This is a genomic window from Micromonospora sp. WMMD735 (assembly GCF_049178995.1).
In the GTDB taxonomy this organism is placed as follows: domain Bacteria; phylum Actinomycetota; class Actinomycetes; order Mycobacteriales; family Micromonosporaceae; genus Micromonospora; species Micromonospora wenchangensis.
This window is the reverse complement of sequence record NZ_JBMHMJ010000002.1, coordinates 4,457,057-4,477,348: the sequence shown is the minus strand read 5'-3', so window position 1 is coordinate 4,477,348 and position 20,292 is coordinate 4,457,057. Positions and strand designations below refer to the sequence as shown.

The following is a 20,292-nucleotide window of genomic DNA, read 5'->3' as shown; positions in this document are numbered from 1 at the left end:
ACGTGTCGAGCCGGGCCCGTCCGTCGTCCGGAAGCGTCGCCCACCCTGGTTAAGCTGGGTTTCCCCGGCCGGTACGCCCGGTCGTCCACCCTGCCGAGGAGCGCCGTGCCGCCGCCCACCGACGCCATGCCGCCCGTGCCCCCCGTCGACCCCCCACCGCCCGCCGACGCCCTGCCGCCCGGTCTGCCCGCAGCGCCCGCCGACGCCCGGTCCGCGCCGTCGCCGGTGCCGTCGCCCCGCCCGGCACCGCAGGGCGACGTGCCCGCATCCCGACCGACCCCGGACGCCGACGTGCCGTCGCCCCGATCCGGGTCGGCCGGTGCGCGGGCGACGGCCGGCGGCGACGAGCTGACCGAGCGGGAGCGGTCGATCCTCGCCTTCGAACAGCAGTGGTGGCGACACGCCGGGGCCAAGGAACAGGCCATCCGGGACACTTTCGGGCTGTCCGCGACCCGCTACTACCAGGTGCTCAACGCCCTGCTGGACCGCCCGGCCGCGCTGGTCGCCGAGCCGCTGCTGATCGGCCGGCTACGCCGGCTGCGCGCCTCCCGCGCCCGCAACCGCCGCCGCTGAGCCCTGCCCACACCGACAGCGGAGCGTGAGGTTCCCAGCTCAGGTGGGACGACCGGCCGAGACCTCCGACCGGACCGCCAGTCAGCGGCCAAAGGGGTGGACGACGGCCGGTACGGGCGGCAGACTGCGGCACGTGGCAGGTACGGTACGGCTGGAGCCGGTGGACGAGGCGAACCTGGAATCGTTGCTCTCCGTAGCGGCGGCCGAGGCGGAGCCGGTTGACGTCATGCCCCCGGTCGACGCTCCCGCCGGCTGGTCGCTCGCCCGCCGGGAGGCGTTCCGTGACTTCCACCGGGCAAGCTTCGCCGGGCTGGACGGCCCGACCCGCACCGTGATGTTCGCCGTGTATGCCGGCGGCGAGGTGGTCGGCATGATCCGGATGACCCGCTGCGACGCCCCGGGAGTGGTGGAAACCGGGATGTGGCTCGGCCGGTCGGCCCGGGGCCAGGGCCTCGGCGCGGCGGCCCTGCGGCAACTGCTCAACGCCGCGGCGGCGGCCGGCATGCACTCCGTCGTCGCCGACACCACCCCGGACAACCTGGGGGCCGTCGCGGTGCTGCGCAACTGCGGCGCCAAGCTCCGCGAAGACGACCACAAGGTGTACGCGGAGATCTCGCTCGACGCGACGCCCCCCGCCGACGGCTGACCCCCTCACCTGCCGCCGCGCGGGCGGCGTGTCGCCGACGGCTGACCCCCTCGCCTGCCGCCGTGCGGATCGGCGTGTCGCCGACGGTCGAGATGCCCGCAGCGAGTGATATGACTACCTGTCATATTTATGCCGCTCAGGCATATCGCTCACCGGCACATCCACCCTCCCCGACGACACGCCCAGCCGGAGCCGCCCGTCAGGCACGGCCGGAGCCGCCCGCCCGGCACGGCCGGACCCGCCCGCCCGGCACGGCTGCACCAGCAGGCTCAGCCCGCGTGCTTGTCGGCGTAGGCGGCCAGCCAGGCGACCTGCCCGGGGTCCAGGGAGGGGCGCACCCGGTCCCGGGCGGTGGCGACGTGTGCGGCGGTGACCGTGGCGGCCGACAGCGACTCCCGCATCGCGGCCAGCGCCGCCTCCCGCACCAGCGCCGCACAGTCCGCCGCCGAGAAGCCGGTCAACTCGGCACCGAGCGCCGCCAGGTCGACGTCCTCGGCGAGCGGCACGGCGCGGGACGCGGCCCGCAGGATCTCCGCGCGGGCCGGGCCGTCCGGCGGCGGCACGTACACCAGCCGCTCCAGCCGGCCGGGACGCAGCAGGGCCGGGTCGACCAGGTCCGGCCGGTTGGTCGCCCCGATCACCACGACGTTGCGCAGCGCCTCCACCCCGTCCAGCTCGGTCAGCAGGGCGGCCACCACCCGGTCGGTCGTACCGCCGTCGGTGGCCTGCCCGCGTACCGGGGCCAGCGCGTCCATCTCGTCGAGGAAGACCAGCGTCGGCGCGGCCTCGCGGGCCCGGCGGAACAGCTCCCGCACGGCCCGCTCGCTCTCACCCACCCACTTGGACAGCAGCTCGGCACCCTTCACCGACAGCACGTTCGCCCGTCCGGTGCCGGCCAGGGCGGTCACCAGGTAGGTCTTGCCGCACCCGGGTGGCCCGTAGAGCAGCACCCCCCGGGGCGGCTGCACCCCCAGCCGGGCGAAGGTGTCCGGGTAGGTCAGCGGCCAGAGCACCGACTCGGTGAGGGTCTGCTTCACCTCGCCGAGGCCGCCGACGTCGTCCAGGGTGACCGTCGCCAGCTCCAGCGTGGACGCCGCCATGGTGGTCGGCCGGACCACCTCCAGCGCCGCGGTGAAGTCGGCCATCGCCACCGTCGGCGTCTGCGCCGTCTTCTGCCGCAGCGCCGCCCGCACCCCGGCCTCCCGGACCAGCGCAGCCAGGTCGGCGGCGACGAACCCGGGGGTGCGCCCCGCCACCTCGTCGAGCCGGACGTCCTCGGCCAGCGGCACCTGCCGGGTCAGCACGGTCAACTGTTCCCGACGCAACGCCGGATCGGGCAGCGGCACCGAGATCCGCAGCGACAGCAGATCCGGCGCACGCAACCCCGGATCGACCGACTCCGGCCGCGCGGTGGTGCACACCACCGCCGTACCCGACCGGACGGCCCCGGCGAGCACCTGCCGGAACACGGTGGCCAGCGGCCCGGCGTCCTCGGCCGGGGCCAACGCCTCCACGTCGGTGACCAGCAGCACGGCCGGCCCGCCCGAGGCCAGCTCGGCGACGGTGTCGCGCAGCCGTCGGGCCGCCGCGTCGTTGGTCAACGCGGCGAGTTCCGGCGCCCACAGCGGGCGTACCCGGGCACCGACCGTCTTGGCCACCGCCCGCACCAGCGCCGACTTGCCCGAGCCGGCCGGCCCGCTGAGCAGCACACCGAGCGAGACCGTGGTACCCAGCCGCCCCAGCACCTCGCGGTGGTGGAAGCCGAGGTCCAACAGTTCGGTCAGCTCCTCGGCCTGCGCCCGCAGACCGGGCAGCTCGTCCACGTGCGGCACGTCGTCGTCGTGCCCGACCCCGCCGGCCTCCCCGGTCCCGCCGACCCCGCCGGCCTCCCCGGTCGGACCGGCCCGACCGGTCGGGTCCGTCGCGCTGCCGGCCGGAGCCGTCCCGGTACGGCCGGTCGAGCCCTGCCCGGGGCCGGCCGGGCCGGACGAACCGTGGGTGACCTGACCGTGTTCCCAACCGACCACGGTGTCCATGGTGACCAGGCCACCGGTCTGCGGGTCAGCGGCGACCACGGTCAGCAGGGTGCTCGTCCAGGCGTACCCGACGGTGTTGGCGAGGCTGCGGCGGGCGGCCTCGACCAGACCGCGTACCGAGGCGTCGGGGAGCACGTCCTGGGGGAGCAGCGAGACGTTGTCGCCCTCGCTGACGACCTTGCCGAGCAGGGCGAGCCGGAGCATCTCAGGGGACACCGCGGCGAGCACCGACACCGGGCCGGCCAGGGTCACCCGGCGGGCCGGGGTCACCGGGGCGGGACCGACCGTCACCTGCCCGCCGTCGCGCAGCCCGAGGTTGCCCAGCGTCAGGTCGTCGGCATAGAGCAGGGCGGCGCTGGCGGTCGGCTCGGCGGGCGCGACGATCCCGGCGGTGACCCGCCTGCCGGCCAGCCGTACCGGGTCCCCCGGGCGCAGGGCCAGGGCGGTGAGCACCTCCGGGTGCAGCCGGACGATGCCACGTCGGGCATCCAGCGCGGCCGGGCGCAGGCTGGCGGTCAGGGTCAGATCCGGTGCGGGCATCGCCCGACAGTAGCCGCCCGCCGCCGCCGACGCCCGGCGGTCATCCGGTACGACCGCCCAGGCCAGCCGGCCGGTCGGGCCCGGACGCGGGGTGCCGCGCCCGGTCGTACCGTCAGGTGTCGTTGTCGAGCAGCGTCGGGTCCCGCCGGATCAGCTCGGCGAGCCGGGCCGCCGGATCGACACCCGGCATCTCCCGGGCCGGGGTCCACGCCGGTGGCGTCCGGTCGGCCAGCGGCCAGGCCGGCGGCGGGGTGGCCGACGGGTCGCCACCCGCCCGCGCCCCGCCGTCGGACCGCTCGTTGCGTGCCCCGTTCTCCGGTCGCTCGGTGCGTGTCCCGACGCCCGGCCGCTCGTTGCGGGCCGCGGGCTGCGCCTGCTCGATCCGCAGCGGGAACGTACGTCCGGCGTACTCGACGCGCAGCACCACGGTCAGGCCGGGGTGGGCGGCCACCACCCGGCGGACGGCCTCGGCCACCTCCTCCACCGGGTCGCCGCCGGGGGCGGGGACCGGCCCGGCCCACCCGGGCCCGGTCCGGGCCAGTTCGCCGGCCGCCGGCGTGCCGGGTCCCGGCCCGGGGCGTGCCGGCCCGGTGGCGGCCGATCCCGGGCGTGCCGGTTGCGTCGCTGCCGGCCCGGGGTGGGCCGGGGCGGTGGCCGGGTGGCCGGTGGTCCCGAAGGCCAAGGTCGGTCCGCCGTCGTCGCTCTCCGGATCGACCGACCGGCGGCGACGGGCCTCCTCACGGCGGGCCAACCGGGCGAGTGTCTCGTCCAGACCACCCCTCATCACGTCCCCCTCTCCGATGGAAACGACCGGGCGTCGGCTCGGTCAGGCGCCCTTCTCCCGCACCGCCCGGTCCAGCGCCCGGTCCAGGACGACCAGCAGGGCGTCCCGTACCGACAGCCGTTCCCGGGCGTCGAACTGCACCAGCGGCACGTGGTCACCGATCGCCAGCGCCCACCGGATCGCCCCCAGCTCGTGGGTCAGCCGGCCGTCGAAGGTGTTCACCCCGACCACGAAGGGCAGGCCGGCCCGCTCGAAGAAGTCGACCGCCGGGTAGCAGTCGTCCAGCCGGGAGCTGTCCACCACCACCAACGCGCCGAGCGCGCCCCGTGCCAGGTCGTCCCACATGAAACCGAACCGGTCCTGGCCGGGCGTGCCGAACAGGTAGAGCTTCAGGCTCCGGTCGATGGTCACGCAGCCGAAGTCCATCGCCACCGTGGTGGTGGTCTTCCCGCTGCGGGCCCCCGGGTCGTCCACCCCGATCCCGGCGCTGGTCATCTCGGCCTCGGTGGTCAGCGGGGCGATCTCGGAGATGGCACCGACCGTGGTCGTCTTGCCCACCCCGAAACCTCCGGCGATGAGCAGCTTGACCGGGATCGGCGGAGCGGCCGGCGGGCCGCTGCGGGTGTCCGTCGTCGGTGTCGCCGATGCCGCCGGTGGTCGGTACGGCAGTGGCGCGGCCGGGTGCTGCGGTGCCGTCGGCGGGCCGCCCACGGGCTGTCCGTAGCGGGCGGAGGCACTGTTCGCGGCGAGCCCGCCGAGCGGGGCGACCGGCCATTCAGGAGATCGCACGGAGTCCATCAATCACTCGCAGGATGAGGTCGGGGTCAAATGCGTCGTCGACGGCGCCGACGTGCACGTCGAGATGGCCGGCGGCCCGCAGGTCACCGACCAGCACCCGGGTCACGCCGAGCTGCAGCCGCATCCGGGCGGAGATCTCCGCCACCGAGATCGGCTCACCACACAGGGCGACGATCGCCTGCAACTCGGGGGCCAGCAGGGCCGCCACGGCGGCGGCCCGGCCCGGCCCGGCCCGGGCGGTGACCTGGGTCTCCAGGCCGATCGCCGGGTCGGCGCCGGCCACCCGCCCGGCGGTCAGCACGAACGGGCGGGGGCTGGCCGGGCGGTCGGCCTCCGGCTCGGGGACGGGCGTGGGCGTCGGTGTCGTATCGCCCACCGGGGTCCGCAGGTAGGGGCGGACCCGGACCATCGGTTCGGGTTCCGGTTCCTCGCCAGCGGCGTCCCGGGTCATTGCTGAACGGCGTTCTTCAGCTCGGCGATGAGTCTCGGTGTCAGCGCGCCGCCGGCCCGGCCGGCGAAGAGGGTCATCTCGTACGCGACGGTGCCCAGGTTGGCCGACCGGTCGGCGATCACGCCCAGCACGGAACCGCTGCTGATCGCCGTGATCAGCAGGTAGCCGTCGGCCATGTCCACGATCACCCGGTTGAGCCCGCCGAGGGCGTACCAACTGGCGGCACCCCCGGCCAGGCTGGTCATGCCGGAGACGACGGCGGCGAGGCGTTCCGCGTTGGACCGGTCCTTGATCGACGACATGGCCATCAGCAGCCCGTCGGAGGAGACCGCGATGGCCTCCAGTACGCCGGCGGTGCTGGAGGTGAACGAGTCCAACAGCCAGTTGAACGTGCGCGCCTCCGGGCTGAGGTCCCCGGCCGGGTGGTTCTGGTAGTCGACGTTCTCGTGTACGTGCGGGCTGGTCACCGTGTCGTTCCTTCTTCAGTGCGGTGGTCGGTGCGGACTTCGCGCAGAGCGCGGGCGACGCCCGTCTCGAACGCGTTGATGAGATCGCGGACCTCGCCCGGATCTCCCGGATTCTCACTCGGTGCCTGCCGGGGCGGCGAGACGGCCAGGTTGGCGCCCGGGACCCGCCGGGTCAGCCGGGGCACCGCCGGTGCGGCGGAGGACTGGGCCGCAGGGGGTCGAGCGGCGGACGACGGGGTGGCGGCGGGCTGGGCGGCAGTGGGTCGGGTGGCAGCGGGTCGGGCGGCGACGGACGCGGCGGCCGGCCCGGCCTGTTCGGCCCGGTGCACCCCGGACTGGAACTGCTCGACCAGGGCCCGCGCCGCCTCCGGGTCGGCCCGGCTGCCGTCCACCGGCCCGACGACCGGTGCGGTGCGGGGCAGGCTCGCACCGGGGACCCGCTGCCGGATGCCCGGCAGCGGGGCCGGTCGGCCCGTCGTGGGCGTCGTGGTCTGCCCCACGGTGGGGAGCAGAACGGCCTGCGGGACCGCCGGGTGCGGCGCGTCGGCCACCGGGGCCACCGTGGCGGTGCCCCGGGCCGGCAGCACCGTCGTGGCACCGGCCGGGTCGCCGCCGGCGGGACGGGCCACGTCGGGGTCGGTGCCGGGGGTACGGGACGGCTCCTGGTCGGCCGGCGCGGTGCCGAACGCGTCCCAGGGGCCGGTGGCCGCCATGCTCCTGGTCGCCTTGCTGAGCAGGGTGGGGTCGAACCCGGGCAGCGCCGTGGCGTCGACCACCGGCCGGGCCGACGCCGCGTCGACCGTCGGCCGGGCCGGACCGGCGTCGAGCACGACCGGCGTGCGGCCGGTCCGCAGGGGGACGTCGGTGCCGGGCCCGGTGGCCGGGCCGGTCGGTCCGGGTCGTTCCCGCGTCGGCAGTCCGGCCGGCGGGGTCGTCACGGGGCGGTCCCGCGACGGCAGCGCGACCCGGCTGACGGGTTCCCCGCCACGCCCGGTCGCGGGGCGGGCCAGGGCGGAGCCGGGAAGCACCAGGCTGGCGGTCACCCCGCCGCCCGGGGTGGCGGCGAGTTCCACCGTCCAGCCGTGCCGGCGGGCGAGCCGACCCACCACGAACAGTCCCAGCACCTCGGACGGGGCCAGGTCCAGCCGCTCCCGGCGGGTGAACCGGGCGTTCTCCTCGGCGAGCCGCTGCTCGCTCATCCCGATGCCCTGGTCGATGACGGCCAGCCGGGCACCGTCGTCGGTCGTCTCGGCGGTGACCACGACCCGGGTGTGCGGCGGGGAGAACACGGTGGCGTTCTCCATCAGCTCGGCCAGCGTCAGCACCAGGTCACCGACGATCGCCGGTGCGGCGACCACCTCCGGCGGGACCTGTACGTCCACCCGGGTGTAGTCCTCGATCTCACCGAGGGCCAACCGGACCACGTCGGCGACCGGGACCGGTGCGACGTGCGCGTCGTCGCCGGTCGCGCCGGAGAGCACCACCAGGCTGCCCGCGTTGCGGCGCAACCGGCTGGAGATGTGGTCGAGCCGGTACAGGTGCTCCAGCCGCCCCGGCTCGGTCTCCTGCTGCTCCAGCCGGTCGATCAGGGCGATCTGCCGGCCGACCAGGTTCTGGGTACGCCGCCCGACGTGGCCGAACATCTGGGCCACGTTGCGTCGGCTCGCCACCTGCCGTTCCACCAGCCGGGCGGCGGTGTTCTGCACCCGTTCGAAGGCGCGCGCCAGGTCGCCGATCTCGTCCCGGGCACCCACGTCGACCGGGTCGAGACGTACTGGTGGGGTGGTTTCGGACTCGTCGTCGGCGACCCGGACCAGTTCGGACTCGGCGACCCGGGCGACCCGGTCGGCGGAGCGGGTGAGCCGGGTGAGCGGTCGGGCCACCGCCCGGCCGACCGCCACGGTGAGCAGGATGACCGCGATCAGGATCAGGACGATCAGCAGGGTCACCCAGTACGCCCCGGCGAGCGCGACCTGCCGGTCGGCGCGTACCTCGGCGGTGACGTCGGCGGCCAGCTTCTTCTCGACGAACTGGCCGAGCGTGATCATCGAGCCGACGGTGGGGAAGAGGGTCGCCACGTCCAGCGCGCCGATGGCGGTGGCCGGGTCGACGGCGCTCTGGTCGATGAAGTTCGGCCCGGTGCGGTTGGCGACCGCGACCTCCTCCAGGGTGAGCAGGTCGAGCTGCTCGGGGGTGACCAGGGCTTGGAGCCGGGCGCTCTCGTCGGCGAGGACGGCGAAGTTCGCCACGTAGGCGGTGACGGTCTGGGCGTTGGGCCGGGCGGCGACCAGCACGATCAGGGTGGCCCCGGCGCTGAGGCTCTCACCGGTGCGCAGCAGGCCGTCCAGGGCCAGCACCTGTCGTCCGGCCGGGGTACGGGTGTCCGCGTTGAGCCGTAGCCGCAGCGAGTCGATCAGGGCGGTGTTCACCGGCCCGTATCCGGCCATGAGCTGGTCGGGGCCGGTCTGTCCGGCGACCGCCGCCGTCCGCAGGGCGGCGAGCTGGCGTACCCCGTCGAGGGCGGTGTCGACCTCGCCGGGCAGGTCGTCGCCGAGGTCGGAGCGCAGGTCGGCGACCCGGTCGTCGACCTCGGCGATCTTCTGCACGAGGTCGGTGCGTTGCACCTGCCCGAGCAGCAGGCCGACGGCGAGCAGTCGTTCCTGCTGGAGGTGTTGCAGGATCGTGCCGACCCGGCTGGCGATCCGGACCCGGTCGGCGATGTCGCCGGCCCGCTGGGCCGCGGAGGCCCGCTCCCAGACCACCGGCACCGTGAGCCCGGCCATGCAGAGCAACGGGACCACCACCAGCAGGGCCAGCTTGCCCCGGATTCGCAGCCTACCGAGCAGCATCGAAGGGCCTCCACCGGTCGGGTTCGGTGCCCCGGCCGGCCGGCTGGAGCACCGGCCCGGTGGGCAGGCGGCCGGGCGGCGTCGGCGGCTCCCACGGGGCGGGTCCGCTCGCGTCGGCCGGCTCGACCGCCGGGGTGTCCCGGCCTGTCGGGCGCTCACCGCGGCGGGTCAGCCAACCGCTCGCGCCGAGCGCCACCAGCAGCAGCCCGGCCACGCCACCGGCGGCGAGGATCAGCAGCGCGTCGCGGTCGAGCTGGTCGATGCGCTGCCGCAGCAGCCGGTCGAGTTCGTCGAGGAGGACCGGCTGCAGTTCCCGGCTGGCGGTCTGCGCCTGGTTGCGGGCGGCGGCGAGTTTCGCCACGTCCAGCTCCTGGGTCCGGCCCCGGGGCTGGGACAGCGCCCCCAGTGCCTCGATGGCCCGCTGGTAGGTGTCGAACGGGGTGAGCACCCCGGCACCGATGTCGGCGCTCTCCGAGGTGTCGACCACCGTCTGGAGGTCGTTGACCAGGTCACCGGCGGGTTGCAGGGCGGCGAACCGGAGGGTGGCCAGTTCACCCACGGTGCGGGCCTGGTCGGCGGCGGGGCGTCGCTGCGCCAGCACGGCCAGGTCGACGAGGCGTCCGGCGGCGACCGTCGCCTCCGGCATCTCCTCGCCGACGCCGTCCTGCAGGAAGTACGAGTCGGAGCCGGGGTCGCGGATCAGGCCGGAGGTTTCGCGGATCTTGCCGTGCAGGGCGAGTAGCAGGTCGGTGACCTCGCCGTACGCGGTGAAGGCGGTTTCCGGGTCGGTGAGCGACCGGCTGGGCAGGCCCTCCAGTTTCGCGCGCAGGCCGGCCCACCGTTCGGTGCTGCGCAGTTCGCCGCCGACCCGGGTGTCGACCGCCGCGGCCTCCTCCACCGCCCGGTCCAGGGCGTCGCGGGGCACCGGCCGGCCGGCGACGGCGGCGGTCTGCGCGTCGACCAGTGCGGTGGTGACCGGGCCGAGGGCGCGCAGGTACTCGACGCCGAGCCGTTCCCGTTCGGCCAGCTCGCGGTCGGCGTCCACGAGCCGGTGGCCCTGTACGACGAGGAACGCCACCGGCAGCAGCAGCGCGGTGGCGAGTAGCAGCGGCAACAGGCGGCCCGGTGTCCTGGGCCGTCGACGGACCCGCGAGGCGGGAACGGTCATGGTTGTCTCCTCCGGCGGCGGCGCAGGGGGTCGGGGATGGCGTGACAATTCGGTCCCGTGCGTCGGACCGAGAACCTAATCGACGGGCGATCCCTGGCCGGAGGTCTACGCGGGTCAGTTTTGCGTCACTTCGAGTGATGTGACGCAAGATTGACCCGCTCGTGACGCTGCGTACTGTTGTCGCGGTGACATGCTCGTTTCCATAGCGATATAGCGTCTTACGCGTGAATTCACGTAATCCGAATTCGTACTGCGTGAACGCCGGGTGACCTTGTGCGGTTTCCGCTGTCCGACCGACGATCGGCTGCCCAGGACGGACGTACGGCGGATCTCAGCCAACGCTCAGCTTCCGGGCCGTACCGTGATCCGAATGAAATCGCCGTTGTCGGCCGCACGGGTCCGTCGTGCCCTGCCCACCGGCCGTCGCGCGGTCGCCGCGTCGGTGGTCGTCGTCCTGCTGGCGGCGGTCGTCGGCTGGGCGGTCTGGCCGGACCGGCCGGATTTCCGCACCGAGTCGGCCATGCTCAGCGTGCGCTCCGGGCCGACCGGCGACGAGCCCGTCGACCTGGACACCACGTTCTACCTGCCGGAGGGCGCGTCGGCCGACCGGAAGGTCCCGGCCGTGCTGCTGGCCCACGGCTTCGGCGGTACGAAGGACTCCGTCCGCGCCGACGCCGAGGACCTGGTGGGCCAGGGCTACGCGGTGCTGACCTGGACCGCGCGGGGCTTCGGCCGCAGCGGCGGGCAGATCCACCTGGACAGCCCCGACTACGAGGTGCGCGACGCCCAGCGGCTGCTGGACTGGCTGGCCGCCCGCCCCGACGTGCGTACCGACGCCGCCGGTGACCCGCGGGTCGGGGTGGTCGGCGGCTCGTACGGCGGCGGCCTGGCCCTGCTGCTGGCCGCCCAGGACCCCCGGGTCGACGCGATCGTCCCCATGATCACCTGGAACGACCTGTCCCGCGCCTTCCTGCCGGAGAGCACCGGTAGGCCGGCCACCGAGGGCGTGTTCAAGAAGGGCTGGGCCGGCATCTTCTTCGGCGGCGGTGGCAGCGCCGGCTCCGGCCCGGCCGGGCTGTCCGGCAACACCGCCGCCGTCCAGCCGGAGGGCGCTCCCGCGTCGGCCGGTGCGCCCAGCCCGCAGCCGGGCAACGGGCCGGGCAGCCGGTCGCCGCGCGTGCCGGGGGCCGCCGCCGACCCGGCCTGCGGCCGGTTCGCCGCCGACGTCTGCGCCGCGTACCTGCGGATCGCCACCACCGGGCGGGCCGACCAGGCAGCGGTGGACCTGCTCCGGCGCTCCTCCCCGGCCGACGTGCTGGGCCGGATCAAGGCCCCCGCCCTGCTGGTGCAGGGCGAGGCGGACACCCTCTTCCCGCTCACCGAGGCGGACGCCAACGCACGCGGCATCGCCGCCGCCGGCACCCCCGTGCGGGTGGCCTGGTTCACCGGCGGCCACGACGGCGGCGCCGGCCCGACCAGCGACTCCGACCGGGTGAAGTACCTGACCGTGCAGTGGCTCGACCACTACGTCAAGGGCACCGGCGCGGCCCCCGGCGACGACTTCACGTTCTCCCGGATCGCCGGCTTCGACGCCCTCGACCGGGGACTCGTCGCCACCGGGTACCGCACCGCCGACTATCCCGGGGTGACCGGGGACGCCAGGCGCGAGGTGCCGGTCACCGGGCCGGCCCAACCGGTCGCGAACCCGCCCAACGGCAACCCGGCGGCGATCTCGGCGATCCCGTTCGCCGGGTCGCTCGGCTCCCTGCTCGACGGGGTCGCCGGCGACGTGCCCGGCCAGCACGCCCGGTTCGAGTCGACGCCGCTGGCCGAGGCGGTGGACGTGGTGGGCGCGCCCACCGTCACCGTCCGGGCCGCGTCGGCGACCGGCGAGGCGGTGCTGTTCGCCAAGCTCTACGACGTCGACCCGGCCGGTGCGGCGACGCTGCCCGACGGGCTGGTCGCACCGATCCGGTTGACCGGGCTGCCGGCCACGATCGACGCCGCGCAGCCGGTCCAGGTGACCCTGCCGGCGATCGTCCGCCGGGTCGAGGCCGGGCACCGGCTGCGGGTGGTGCTGGCCACCGCCGACCAGGCGTACACGACGCCGGCCGCACCGGCCGTCTACACGGTGGCGGTCGACGGGGCGGTGAGCCTGCCGACGGTCACCGCCACGCCGATCCCGACCACCGCGACGGTGTGGCGCTGGGTGCTGGTCGGCCTGCTGGCCGCGATCCTGGTCGGGCTCGTCGTGGTCGTCGCCGTGGTCCGCCGCCGGCACCGCCGCCAGGACGACTCCGTCCACCCCGAGTACGCGGGCATCCCGCTCGCCGTCCGCGACCTGCGCAAGGAGTACGCGGACGGCTTCGTCGCGGTGTCCCGGGTGGACTTCGAGGTGCACCCCGGCCAGGTGATGGGGCTGCTCGGCCCGAACGGCGCGGGCAAGACCACCACCCTGCGGGTGCTGATGGGGCTGACCCAGCCGACCGCCGGGGAGATCTACGTCTTCGGGCACCGGCTGGTGCCCGGCTCGCCGGTGCTGTCGCGGATCGGCGCGCTGGTGGAGGGGCCCGGTTTCCTGCCGCACCTGTCCGGCCTGGACAACCTGAAGGCGTACTGGCGGGCGACCGGGCGGCCGTGGGCCGACGCGCACTTCGACGAGGCGTTGGAGATCGCCGGTCTGGGCGACTCGGTGCACCGGCGGACCAAGAACTACAGCCACGGCATGCGGCAGCGGCTGGCCATCGCGCAGGCCATGCTGGGCCTGCCGGAGCTGCTGGTGCTCGACGAGCCGACCGACGGGCTGGACCCGCCGCAGATCGCCGAGATGCGCCGGGTGCTCCAGCGCTACGCCACCGACGGCCGGGCGGTGCTGGTCTCCAGTCACCTGCTGGCCGAGGTGGAGCAGACCTGCACGCACGCGGTGGTGGTCAACAAGGGCCGGATCGTCGCCGCAGGCCCGGTGGAGGAGATCGTCGGCGAGTCGCCGAGCACCCTGTTCGAGGTGACCGACCAGGCCGCCGCGCGGGAGGTGCTGAGCCGCCTCGACGCGGTGCAGGTGCTGACCGCCGACGACGCCGGTGCTCTGGTGGTGGACACGAACGGGACCGCCCGCAGCGAGGTGGTGGCCGAGCTGGTCCGGGCGGGGATCGGGGTGGACCGGGTGGTGCCACGGCGTCGCCTGGAGGACGCGTTCCTCGCCCTGGTGGGCGAGAACTCTCGGGGAAGCGGTGACCGGTGATGGCAGGTTCTTCGGTGGGCACGCCGTCGGGCGGCGCGGCTGCGCGTGGCGGGGCCCCGGACGGGACCGCCACCGGGGCGTCCGGGCCGGGCGGGGCGGCGGCCGGGTACCGGCCGGGGGCGACCCTGCCGTTCGGGGCGGAGTTCCGCCGGCAGGCGTCGCGGCGGCGGACCCAGTTGGCGCTGGGGTTCATGGTGCTGCTGCCGTTGATCATCCTGGTGGCGTTCCAGTTCGAGTCCGGGGACGACGACGGCGGGGGCCGGGGCGAGTTCGCCAGCCTCGCCGACCTGGCCACCTCGGGCGGGCTCAACTTCACCCTCTTCTCGATCCTGGTCTCGGCGTCGTTCCTGCTGGTCGTGGTGGTGGCGCTGTTCTGCGGTGACACGGTCGCCAGCGAGGCGAGCTGGGGCAGCCTGCGGTACCTGTTGGCGGTGCCGGTGCCCCGGGCCCGGCTGCTGACGGTGAAGCTGCTGGTGGCGCTGGCGTACTCGGGGCTGGCCCTGCTGTTGCTGGCCGGTACGGCCCTGCTCGCCGGCACCCTGCGCTACGGCTGGTCGCCGCTGACCAGCCAGGTCGCCGCCGAGCTGACCCCGACCGAGGGGCTGGTGCGGCTGCTGGCGGTGCTCGGCTACCTGGCGGTCGTGCTGCTGGTGGTGGCCGGGCTGGCGTTCCTGCTGTCGGTGGTCACCGACGCCGCGCTGGGCGCGGTCGGTGGCGCGGTGCTGCTGTGGATCCTGTCCAGCATCCTGGACCAGATCACCGCGCTGGGTGTGCTGCGCGACTTCCTGCCGACCCACTACAGCAGCGCCTGGTTGGGCCTGCTGTCCACCCCGATGCAGACCGACGACGTGGTCCGGGGCGCGATCTCGGCGGTCAGCTACGCCACCCTGTTCTGGGGCCTGGCCTTCTGGCGCTTCACCCGCAAGGACGTCACGAGCTGAACCGGCCCGTCGGACGGGCCGCCCTGCCCGCCCCGTCGGACGGGGTCGCCGTCGCAACGGGGCCGATGGTGCGGTGTCACTGCCGTTGGATGCCGCGACATCGGCCCCGTTGGGGTCGATCACGACCTCGATCACGACCGGGTCGCGGGGCAGGTCAGGAGGGGCCGGGGAGGGAGACGGTGACCACCAGGCCGCCGTCGGGGCGGGGCACGGCCCGCACCGTCCCGCCGTGGGCGCGCGCCACCGCCCGGACGATGGACAGTCCCAGGCCGAAGCCCCGCTGACCGGCGACCCGTTCCCGGTTGAGCCGGCGGAACGGCAGGAACATCGTCTCGACCTCGTACCCGGGCACCACCGGCCCGCTGTTGCTGACGGTGAGGGTGGCCCGGCCGTCGACCACCGCCGTGGCGACCGAGAGCCAGCCGTCGACGTCGACGTTGTGCCGGACGGCGTTCTCCACCAGGTTCTGGGTGAGCCGTTCCAGCAGCACCGGGTCGCCGGCCGTACGCGCCGGGGCCAGTTCACGGGTGACGGCGAGCGTGGTCGACCGGGCGGTCTGCTCCGCGACGTGCCCGGCGATCTCGGCGAGATCCACCTCGGCGTGTTCGGCCAGGGCGTTCTCCGAGTCGGCGAGGGTGAGCAGCCCGTCGATCAACCGTTCGTGGCGTTCGTTGACGGCCAGCAGGGTCTCCCCGAGCTGCCGCAGCTCGGGTGGGGAGTCCGGCCGGGTGATCGCCAGCTCCACCAGGGACCGGTTGATCGCCAGCGGGGTACGCAGTTCGTGCGAGGCGTTGGCGACGAAGCGCCGTTGCCCGTCGAAGGACCGGTCGAGGCGTTCGAGCATCAGGTCGAACGTGTCGGCCAGCTCCTTCACCTCGTCGGTCGGCCCGACCAGGGCGATCCGCTCGTGCAGCCCCCGGCCCGCGCCGTCGGCACCGGCGATCCGGCGGGCGGTGCCGGTGATCTGCTGCAACGGCTGCAACGCCCGGCCGGCGACCAGCCAGCCGAAGGCGACCGCGGCGATGGTCACCACCGCCAGCGCCACCCCGCCCTGGGTGAGCAGCGAGTCCAGGGCGTCGCGGCGGGCGTCGTCCTGCACCTGCCGGACGATGGTGCGCAGGTGTTCGGCCTGGTTGGCGCTGATCTGGGTGCCCTGCGGCAGCGAGATCGACTCCTTGCCGCCGCTGCCGCGCAGGTTGAACCCGAGACCGTGGGCGAGCCGCTGGTCGACGAGCACGTATGTCACGGCGAGCAGCACGGTGCCGGCGAGCAGGAACAGGCCGCCGTAGATGAGGGTGAGCCTGGCCCGGATCGTCGGTTTCCTCATCGGATCTGGTATCCCACCCCGGGCACCGTCTCGATGACCGCCGGGTCGCCGAGCTTGCGGCGCAGCTTCATCACGGTGACCCGCAGCACGTTGGTCATCGGGTCGATGTGCTCGTCCCAGGCGCGTTCCAGCAGGTCCTCGGCGGAGACCACCGCACCGTCGGCGCGCAGCAGCTCGGCCAGCACGCCGAACTCCTTACGGGACAGCGGCACGAAGTGCCCGTCCCGGGTGACCTCCAGCCGGGACGGGTCCAGGACGATCCCGGCCCGGCTCAGCTTCGGCGGGGCGGCCGGGCGGGTGCGCCGGGTCAGCGCGTGCACCCGGGCGCTCAGCTCGACGAACGCGAACGGCTTGGTGAGGTAGTCGTCGGCGCCGATGGCCAGGCCGGCGACCCGTTCCCGCACGGCGGCGGCAGCGGTCAGCATCAGCACCCGGGTGTCCCGTTCGGCACGGACCAGCGCCCGGCACACGTCGTCGCCGTGCACGACGGGCAGGTCCCGGTCGAGGACGACCACGTCGTACCCGTTGACGCCGATCCGCTCCAGGGCCGCGTCGCCGTCGTACGCGACGTCGACCGCGAACGACTCCCGGCGGAGCCATTCGGCGATCGCGTCCGCGAGCAGCTTCTCGTCCTCGCACACCAGTACGCGCACCGTTCCATCCTCGCCTATGCCGGGATAACCACCGCGTTAACGCCATCGCTTATGCCCTGGATACCGCCTCAGGAGTTGAGTTATCCCTAATGCCGGCTCTCTGCCGGCCGAAGGGAGACCGACGATGCGACGAAATCCACTGCGACTGCTGCTGGCCCTGCCCGTGCTGGCGGCCCTGGCCCTGAGCGGCTGCCAGGGCGGGGGCGACGACGACCCCGGGGTGGCCACCGCCGGTGGCGGCGGCGCGGAACCCTCGGTGTCCGCCGCCGGGCTGAGCGACGAGCAACGCCAGCTCAAGTTCACCACGTGCCTGCGGGAACAGGGACTCGACGTACCGGACCCGCAGCCGGGGGAGAAGGGGCCCCGGTTCGACTCGGGGGCGGACATCGACCTGGGCAAGGTGCAGGCGGCGTTGCAGCAGTGCCGCGAGTACGCCCCCAACGGGGGGCAACCCCGGCAGCTCGACGCCGAACAGACCGAGCAGGTCCGCAAGCTGGCCGGCTGCATGCGGGAGAACGGTGTGCCGGACTTCCCGGACCCGTCCGCCGACGGGCGCATCCAGCCCGGCAAGGCCAACATCGACCTGAAGGACCCGAAGGTGCGGGCCGCGTTCGACAAGTGCCGGGAGATCATGCCCAACCTGGGTGAACGCCGGAGGACGTCATGAGCACCACGGCCCACCCCGCCGAGTCGACCGCCACCGCACCCGACGAGCCACCGGCCCGGCGGCGACGCCCACGCGTGGGGGTCCTCCTCGGTGCGGTGGGCCTGCTCGTCGTGGCGGTGGCGGTCGTCGCGGTCACCTCCGCCGCCGACGGCCGGGCCGACCGGTCCGCCGCCGTCGACCGGCCGCCGGCGACCGCCACCGTGACCCGGCAGACCCTGGTCGACCGGGAGACCAAGAACGGCGAGCTGGGGTACGGCACCCCGCGCGCCCGGGAGAGCCGGCTGGCCGGGACGGTCACCTGGCTCGCCCCGGGCGGCGCGACGGTCAAACGCGGCAAGGCCCTCTACCGGATCGACGACGAGCCGGTGGTGCTGCTCTACGGCGGTCTGCCGGCGTACCGGATGCTGCGCTCCGGGGTCAGCGGCACCGACGTCAAGCAGTTCGAGCAGAACCTCGCCGCGCTCGGGCACACCGGCTTCGACGTCGACGAGGACTTCACCTCGGCGACCGCCGACGCGGTCCGCGACTGGCAGGAGGACCTGGGCCTGCCGGAGACCGGTCAGGTCGAACCGGCGCGGATCGTCTACGCCCCCGGCGAGGTGCGGGTGGAGAGCCACGCCGTGGAGGTGGGTGACACCGTCGGCGCGGGCAAGGTGGTGCTGTCGACCACCGGCACGGCCCGGCTGGTCACCTGCACCCTGGACGTCGAGGACCAGCGGTTGGCCCGCAAGGGCGCGGAGGTGACCATCACCCTGCCGGACGGCACCCGCAGCACGGGTCGGGTCGACACGGTCGAGACCGTGGTGCAGACGTCGGCGGCGTCCGGCAAGGACCCGGAGACCGAAACCAAGATCGAGGTCACCGTCACCGGGGACGACCCCAAGGTGCTGGCCGGCTACGACAAGGCGGCGGTGGATCTGGGCCTGATCGCCTCGGAGCGTGCCGACGTGCTCTCCGTACCGGTCGCGGCGCTGCTCACCCTCGCCGAGGGCGGTTACGGGCTGCAGGTCGTGGAGGACACCGGCACCCGGATCGTCGCGGTGCGCACCGGCCTGTTCGCGGCCGGTCGGGTGGAGGTCTCCGGTGAGGGGGTCACCGCGGGGCTGACCGTGGGGATGCCCGGTGACTGACCCGGCCCGGGTCGCCGGCCCCGACCACGTGGTCGAGCTGCGCGACGTCACGAAACGGTACGGCGACACGGTCGCCGCCCTCGGCGGGGTGTCGATGACCGTCGACCGGGGTGCCCTGGTGGCCATCGTCGGCCCGTCCGGGTCGGGGAAGTCCACCATGCTCAACGTGATCGGCACGCTGGACCGGCCCAGCTCCGGCGCGGTCCGCATCGACGGGTACGACGCCGCCCGGCTGTCCGACCGGGAGTTGTCCGCGCTGCGGGCCAGCCGGATCGGGTTCGTGTTCCAGCAGTTCCACCTGGCTGCCGGCGTACCCCTGGTGGAGAACGTGGCGGACGGCCTGCTCTATGCCGGGGTGCCCCGGCGGGAGCGGCGGCGGCGGGCGGAGGCGGCGCTGCGACGGGTCGGTCTGGGGCACCGGCTGGACCACCGGCCGCACCAGCTCTCCGGCGGTGAGCGGCAGCGGGCGGCGATAGCGCGGGCGGTGGTCGGTGAGCCGCCACTGCTGCTGGCCGACGAGCCGACCGGCAACCTCGACTCCAGCTCCGGCGCGGGGGTGATGGAGTTGCTGCACGAACTGCACGCGGCCGGCACCACCGTCGTGGTCATCACCCACGACCGGGAGATCGCGGCGAGCCTGCCCCGGCAGGTGCAGATGCGCGACGGGCTGATCGTGGCGGACTCCGCCGCGCCGACCGAAGGGGTGCTCCGATGACCACGACCCCACTGCGGCCGACCGGCGCGCAGCGCAGGGGTGACGCCGGGCGACCGGAGCGGCTGCGACCGGCCCGGATGAGCCCACGGGACGTGCTGCGGGTCGGCGGCGTGGGGCTGCGTACCCGGCCACTGCGGGCGTTCCTGTCCGCCCTGGGCATCGCCATCGGCATCGCGGCGATGATCAGCGTGGTCGGCATCTCGTCGTCGTCCCGGGCCGACCTGGACCGGACGCTTGCCGCCCTCGGCACCAACCTGCTCACCGTCGCGCCGGGCAGCACGCTCTTCGGCGCGGACGCCCAGCTGCCGGTCGAGGCGGTCGGCATGATCAGCCGGATCGGCCCGGTACGCCAGGTGTCGGCCACCGCGCAACTGCCGGACACCCCGGTCTACCGGTCGGACCGGATTCCGGCGGCGGAGACCGGTGGCCTGGGCACCCAGGCGGTGGAGCTGGACCTCCTCGACACCGTCGGCGGTTCGCTGGCCAGCGGGACCTGGCTCAACGAGGCCACCGCGCGGTATCCGGCCACGGTGCTCGGGTCGGTCGCCGCGCAGCGGCTCGGCCTCGGCGCGGCCGGGCCGGACATCCAGGTGTACGTCGACGGGCGGTGGTTCACCGTGATCGGCATCCTGCGGCCGGTCCCGCTCGCCCCGGAACTCGACTCGTCGGCGCTGGTCGGCTGGTCGGCCGCGACCACCTACCTCGGCCTCGACGGCCACCCGACCCGGATCTACACCCGCTCGGTCGAGCAGCACGTCGAGGCCGTCCGGGCGGTGCTGGCGGCGACGGCCAACCCGGAGCAGTCCAACGAGATCCAGGTTTCCCGGCCGTCGGACGCGCTCGCCGCCCAGCAGGCCACCGACGAGGCGTTCACCGGCCTGCTGCTCGGGCTGGGGGCGGTGGCGTTGCTGGTCGGCGGGGTGGGGGTGGCCAACACGATGGTCATCTCGGTGATCGAGCGGCGGGCCGAGATCGGGCTGCGGCGGTCGCTGGGTGCCACCCGGGGGCAGATCCGGACCCAGTTCCTCGCCGAGTCGCTGCTCCTGTCGGCCCTCGGCGGCGTCGGCGGGGTGCTGCTCGGCGGCCTGGTCACCGCCGGTTACGCCAGCTCGCAGGGGTGGCCGACCGTGGTGCCGCTCTGGGTGGTGGCCGGCGGCATCGGGGCGACCATCGCCATCGGCGCCCTGGCCGGGCTCTACCCGGCGATCCGGGCCAGTCGGCTCTCGCCCACCGAGGCGCTCGCCGCCCCGTGACCGCCCGCCGCCCCGTGACCGACGGCCCGTGACCGCTCGCCGCCCCGTGACCG

General features: G+C 74.6%; 17 protein-coding genes. 8 read left to right on the top strand and 9 right to left on the bottom strand.

Annotation, left to right across the window (positions count from 1 at the left end; all coding sequences use genetic code 11):
- Positions 1–135 precede the first annotated feature (135 nt).
- Both ACN268_RS19230 and ACN268_RS19225 read left to right on the top strand, forming a co-directional pair.
- Positions 136–573 (top strand): DUF3263 domain-containing protein, encoded by a 438-nt coding sequence (locus ACN268_RS19230; protein ID WP_421486937.1) that lies wholly within the window; start codon positions 136–138, stop codon positions 571–573.
- A 133-nt stretch (positions 574–706) separates the two neighbouring features.
- The gene (locus tag ACN268_RS19225) at positions 707–1,219 is read left to right on the top strand and encodes a GNAT family N-acetyltransferase (RefSeq protein WP_421484394.1); all 513 of its coding nucleotides are present in this window, start codon (positions 707–709) and stop codon (positions 1,217–1,219) included.
- A gap of 269 nt (positions 1,220–1,488) precedes the next feature.
- Here ACN268_RS19225 and ACN268_RS19220 read toward each other — a convergent pair whose 3' ends face one another.
- From ACN268_RS19220 to ACN268_RS19190, 7 genes are all read right to left on the bottom strand, one after another.
- Positions 1,489–3,795, bottom strand: a complete 2,307-nt coding sequence (locus tag ACN268_RS19220) for an AAA family ATPase (protein WP_421484393.1) — start codon at positions 3,793–3,795, stop codon at positions 1,489–1,491.
- A 112-nt stretch (positions 3,796–3,907) separates the two neighbouring features.
- Complete coding sequence (locus ACN268_RS19215) at positions 3,908–4,579, bottom strand: hypothetical protein (protein ID WP_421484392.1); 672 nt, start codon at positions 4,577–4,579, stop codon at positions 3,908–3,910.
- Between the two features lie 42 nt (positions 4,580–4,621).
- Positions 4,622–5,377 carry an ATP/GTP-binding protein gene (locus tag ACN268_RS19210; RefSeq protein ID WP_421484391.1) on the bottom strand — a complete coding sequence of 252 codons (756 nt, stop codon included), beginning with the start codon at positions 5,375–5,377 and terminating at the stop codon, positions 4,622–4,624.
- Complete coding sequence (locus tag ACN268_RS19205) at positions 5,355–5,828, bottom strand: DUF742 domain-containing protein (protein WP_421484390.1); 474 nt, start codon at positions 5,826–5,828, stop codon at positions 5,355–5,357. Before ACN268_RS19205 ends, ACN268_RS19210 begins: the two co-directional genes overlap by 23 nt.
- The gene (locus ACN268_RS19200) at positions 5,825–6,295 is read right to left on the bottom strand and encodes a roadblock/LC7 domain-containing protein (protein WP_067305308.1); all 471 of its coding nucleotides are present in this window, start codon (positions 6,293–6,295) and stop codon (positions 5,825–5,827) included. Before ACN268_RS19200 ends, ACN268_RS19205 begins: the two co-directional genes overlap by 4 nt.
- The gene (locus tag ACN268_RS19195; RefSeq protein WP_421484389.1) at positions 6,292–9,144 is read right to left on the bottom strand and encodes a nitrate- and nitrite sensing domain-containing protein; all 2,853 of its coding nucleotides are present in this window, start codon (positions 9,142–9,144) and stop codon (positions 6,292–6,294) included. The genes ACN268_RS19200 and ACN268_RS19195 overlap by 4 nt, the downstream gene beginning before the upstream one ends.
- Complete coding sequence (locus tag ACN268_RS19190) at positions 9,131–10,312, bottom strand: hypothetical protein (protein ID WP_421484388.1); 1,182 nt, start codon at positions 10,310–10,312, stop codon at positions 9,131–9,133. Before ACN268_RS19190 ends, ACN268_RS19195 begins: the two co-directional genes overlap by 14 nt.
- Before the next feature lie 370 nt (positions 10,313–10,682).
- Here ACN268_RS19190 and ACN268_RS19185 point away from each other — a divergent pair, with 370 nt between their 5' ends.
- Both ACN268_RS19185 and ACN268_RS19180 read left to right on the top strand, forming a co-directional pair.
- Positions 10,683–13,553, top strand: coding sequence for an alpha/beta fold hydrolase (locus tag ACN268_RS19185; RefSeq protein ID WP_421484387.1), 2,871 nt, complete (start codon positions 10,683–10,685; stop codon positions 13,551–13,553).
- Positions 13,553–14,494, top strand: a complete 942-nt coding sequence (locus ACN268_RS19180) for an ABC transporter permease (protein WP_421484386.1) — start codon at positions 13,553–13,555, stop codon at positions 14,492–14,494. The genes ACN268_RS19185 and ACN268_RS19180 overlap by 1 nt, the downstream gene beginning before the upstream one ends.
- 154 nt (positions 14,495–14,648) lie before the next feature.
- On the opposite strand, the gene ACN268_RS19175 is transcribed toward ACN268_RS19180, so the two are convergent.
- Positions 14,649–15,821: a sensor histidine kinase gene (locus ACN268_RS19175; protein ID WP_421484385.1), complete on the bottom strand. Its 1,173-nt coding sequence runs from the start codon at positions 15,819–15,821 to the stop codon at positions 14,649–14,651.
- A complete protein-coding gene (locus ACN268_RS19170; protein WP_421484384.1) occupies positions 15,818–16,474 on the bottom strand; it encodes a response regulator transcription factor in 657 nt (218 codons plus the stop codon). The genes ACN268_RS19175 and ACN268_RS19170 overlap by 4 nt, the downstream gene beginning before the upstream one ends.
- A gap of 124 nt (positions 16,475–16,598) precedes the next feature.
- Between ACN268_RS19170 and ACN268_RS19165 the strand changes: the two genes are divergently transcribed.
- The 4 genes from ACN268_RS19165 (at position 16,599) to ACN268_RS19150 (ending at position 20,239) form a co-directional block, all read left to right on the top strand.
- Complete coding sequence (locus tag ACN268_RS19165) at positions 16,599–17,141, top strand: hypothetical protein (protein WP_421484383.1); 543 nt, start codon at positions 16,599–16,601, stop codon at positions 17,139–17,141.
- The gene (locus ACN268_RS19160) at positions 17,138–18,271 is read left to right on the top strand and encodes a peptidoglycan-binding protein (RefSeq protein ID WP_421484382.1); all 1,134 of its coding nucleotides are present in this window, start codon (positions 17,138–17,140) and stop codon (positions 18,269–18,271) included. Before ACN268_RS19165 ends, ACN268_RS19160 begins: the two co-directional genes overlap by 4 nt.
- Positions 18,272–18,299: 28 nt before the next feature.
- Entirely contained in the window at positions 18,300–18,986 is a 687-nt protein-coding gene (locus ACN268_RS19155) for an ABC transporter ATP-binding protein (protein WP_363792820.1), read from the top strand.
- A 77-nt stretch (positions 18,987–19,063) separates the two neighbouring features.
- On the top strand, positions 19,064–20,239 hold the full coding sequence (locus ACN268_RS19150; RefSeq protein WP_421486936.1) for an ABC transporter permease: 1,176 nt from the start codon (positions 19,064–19,066) through the stop codon (positions 20,237–20,239).
- Positions 20,240–20,292 lie beyond the last annotated feature (53 nt).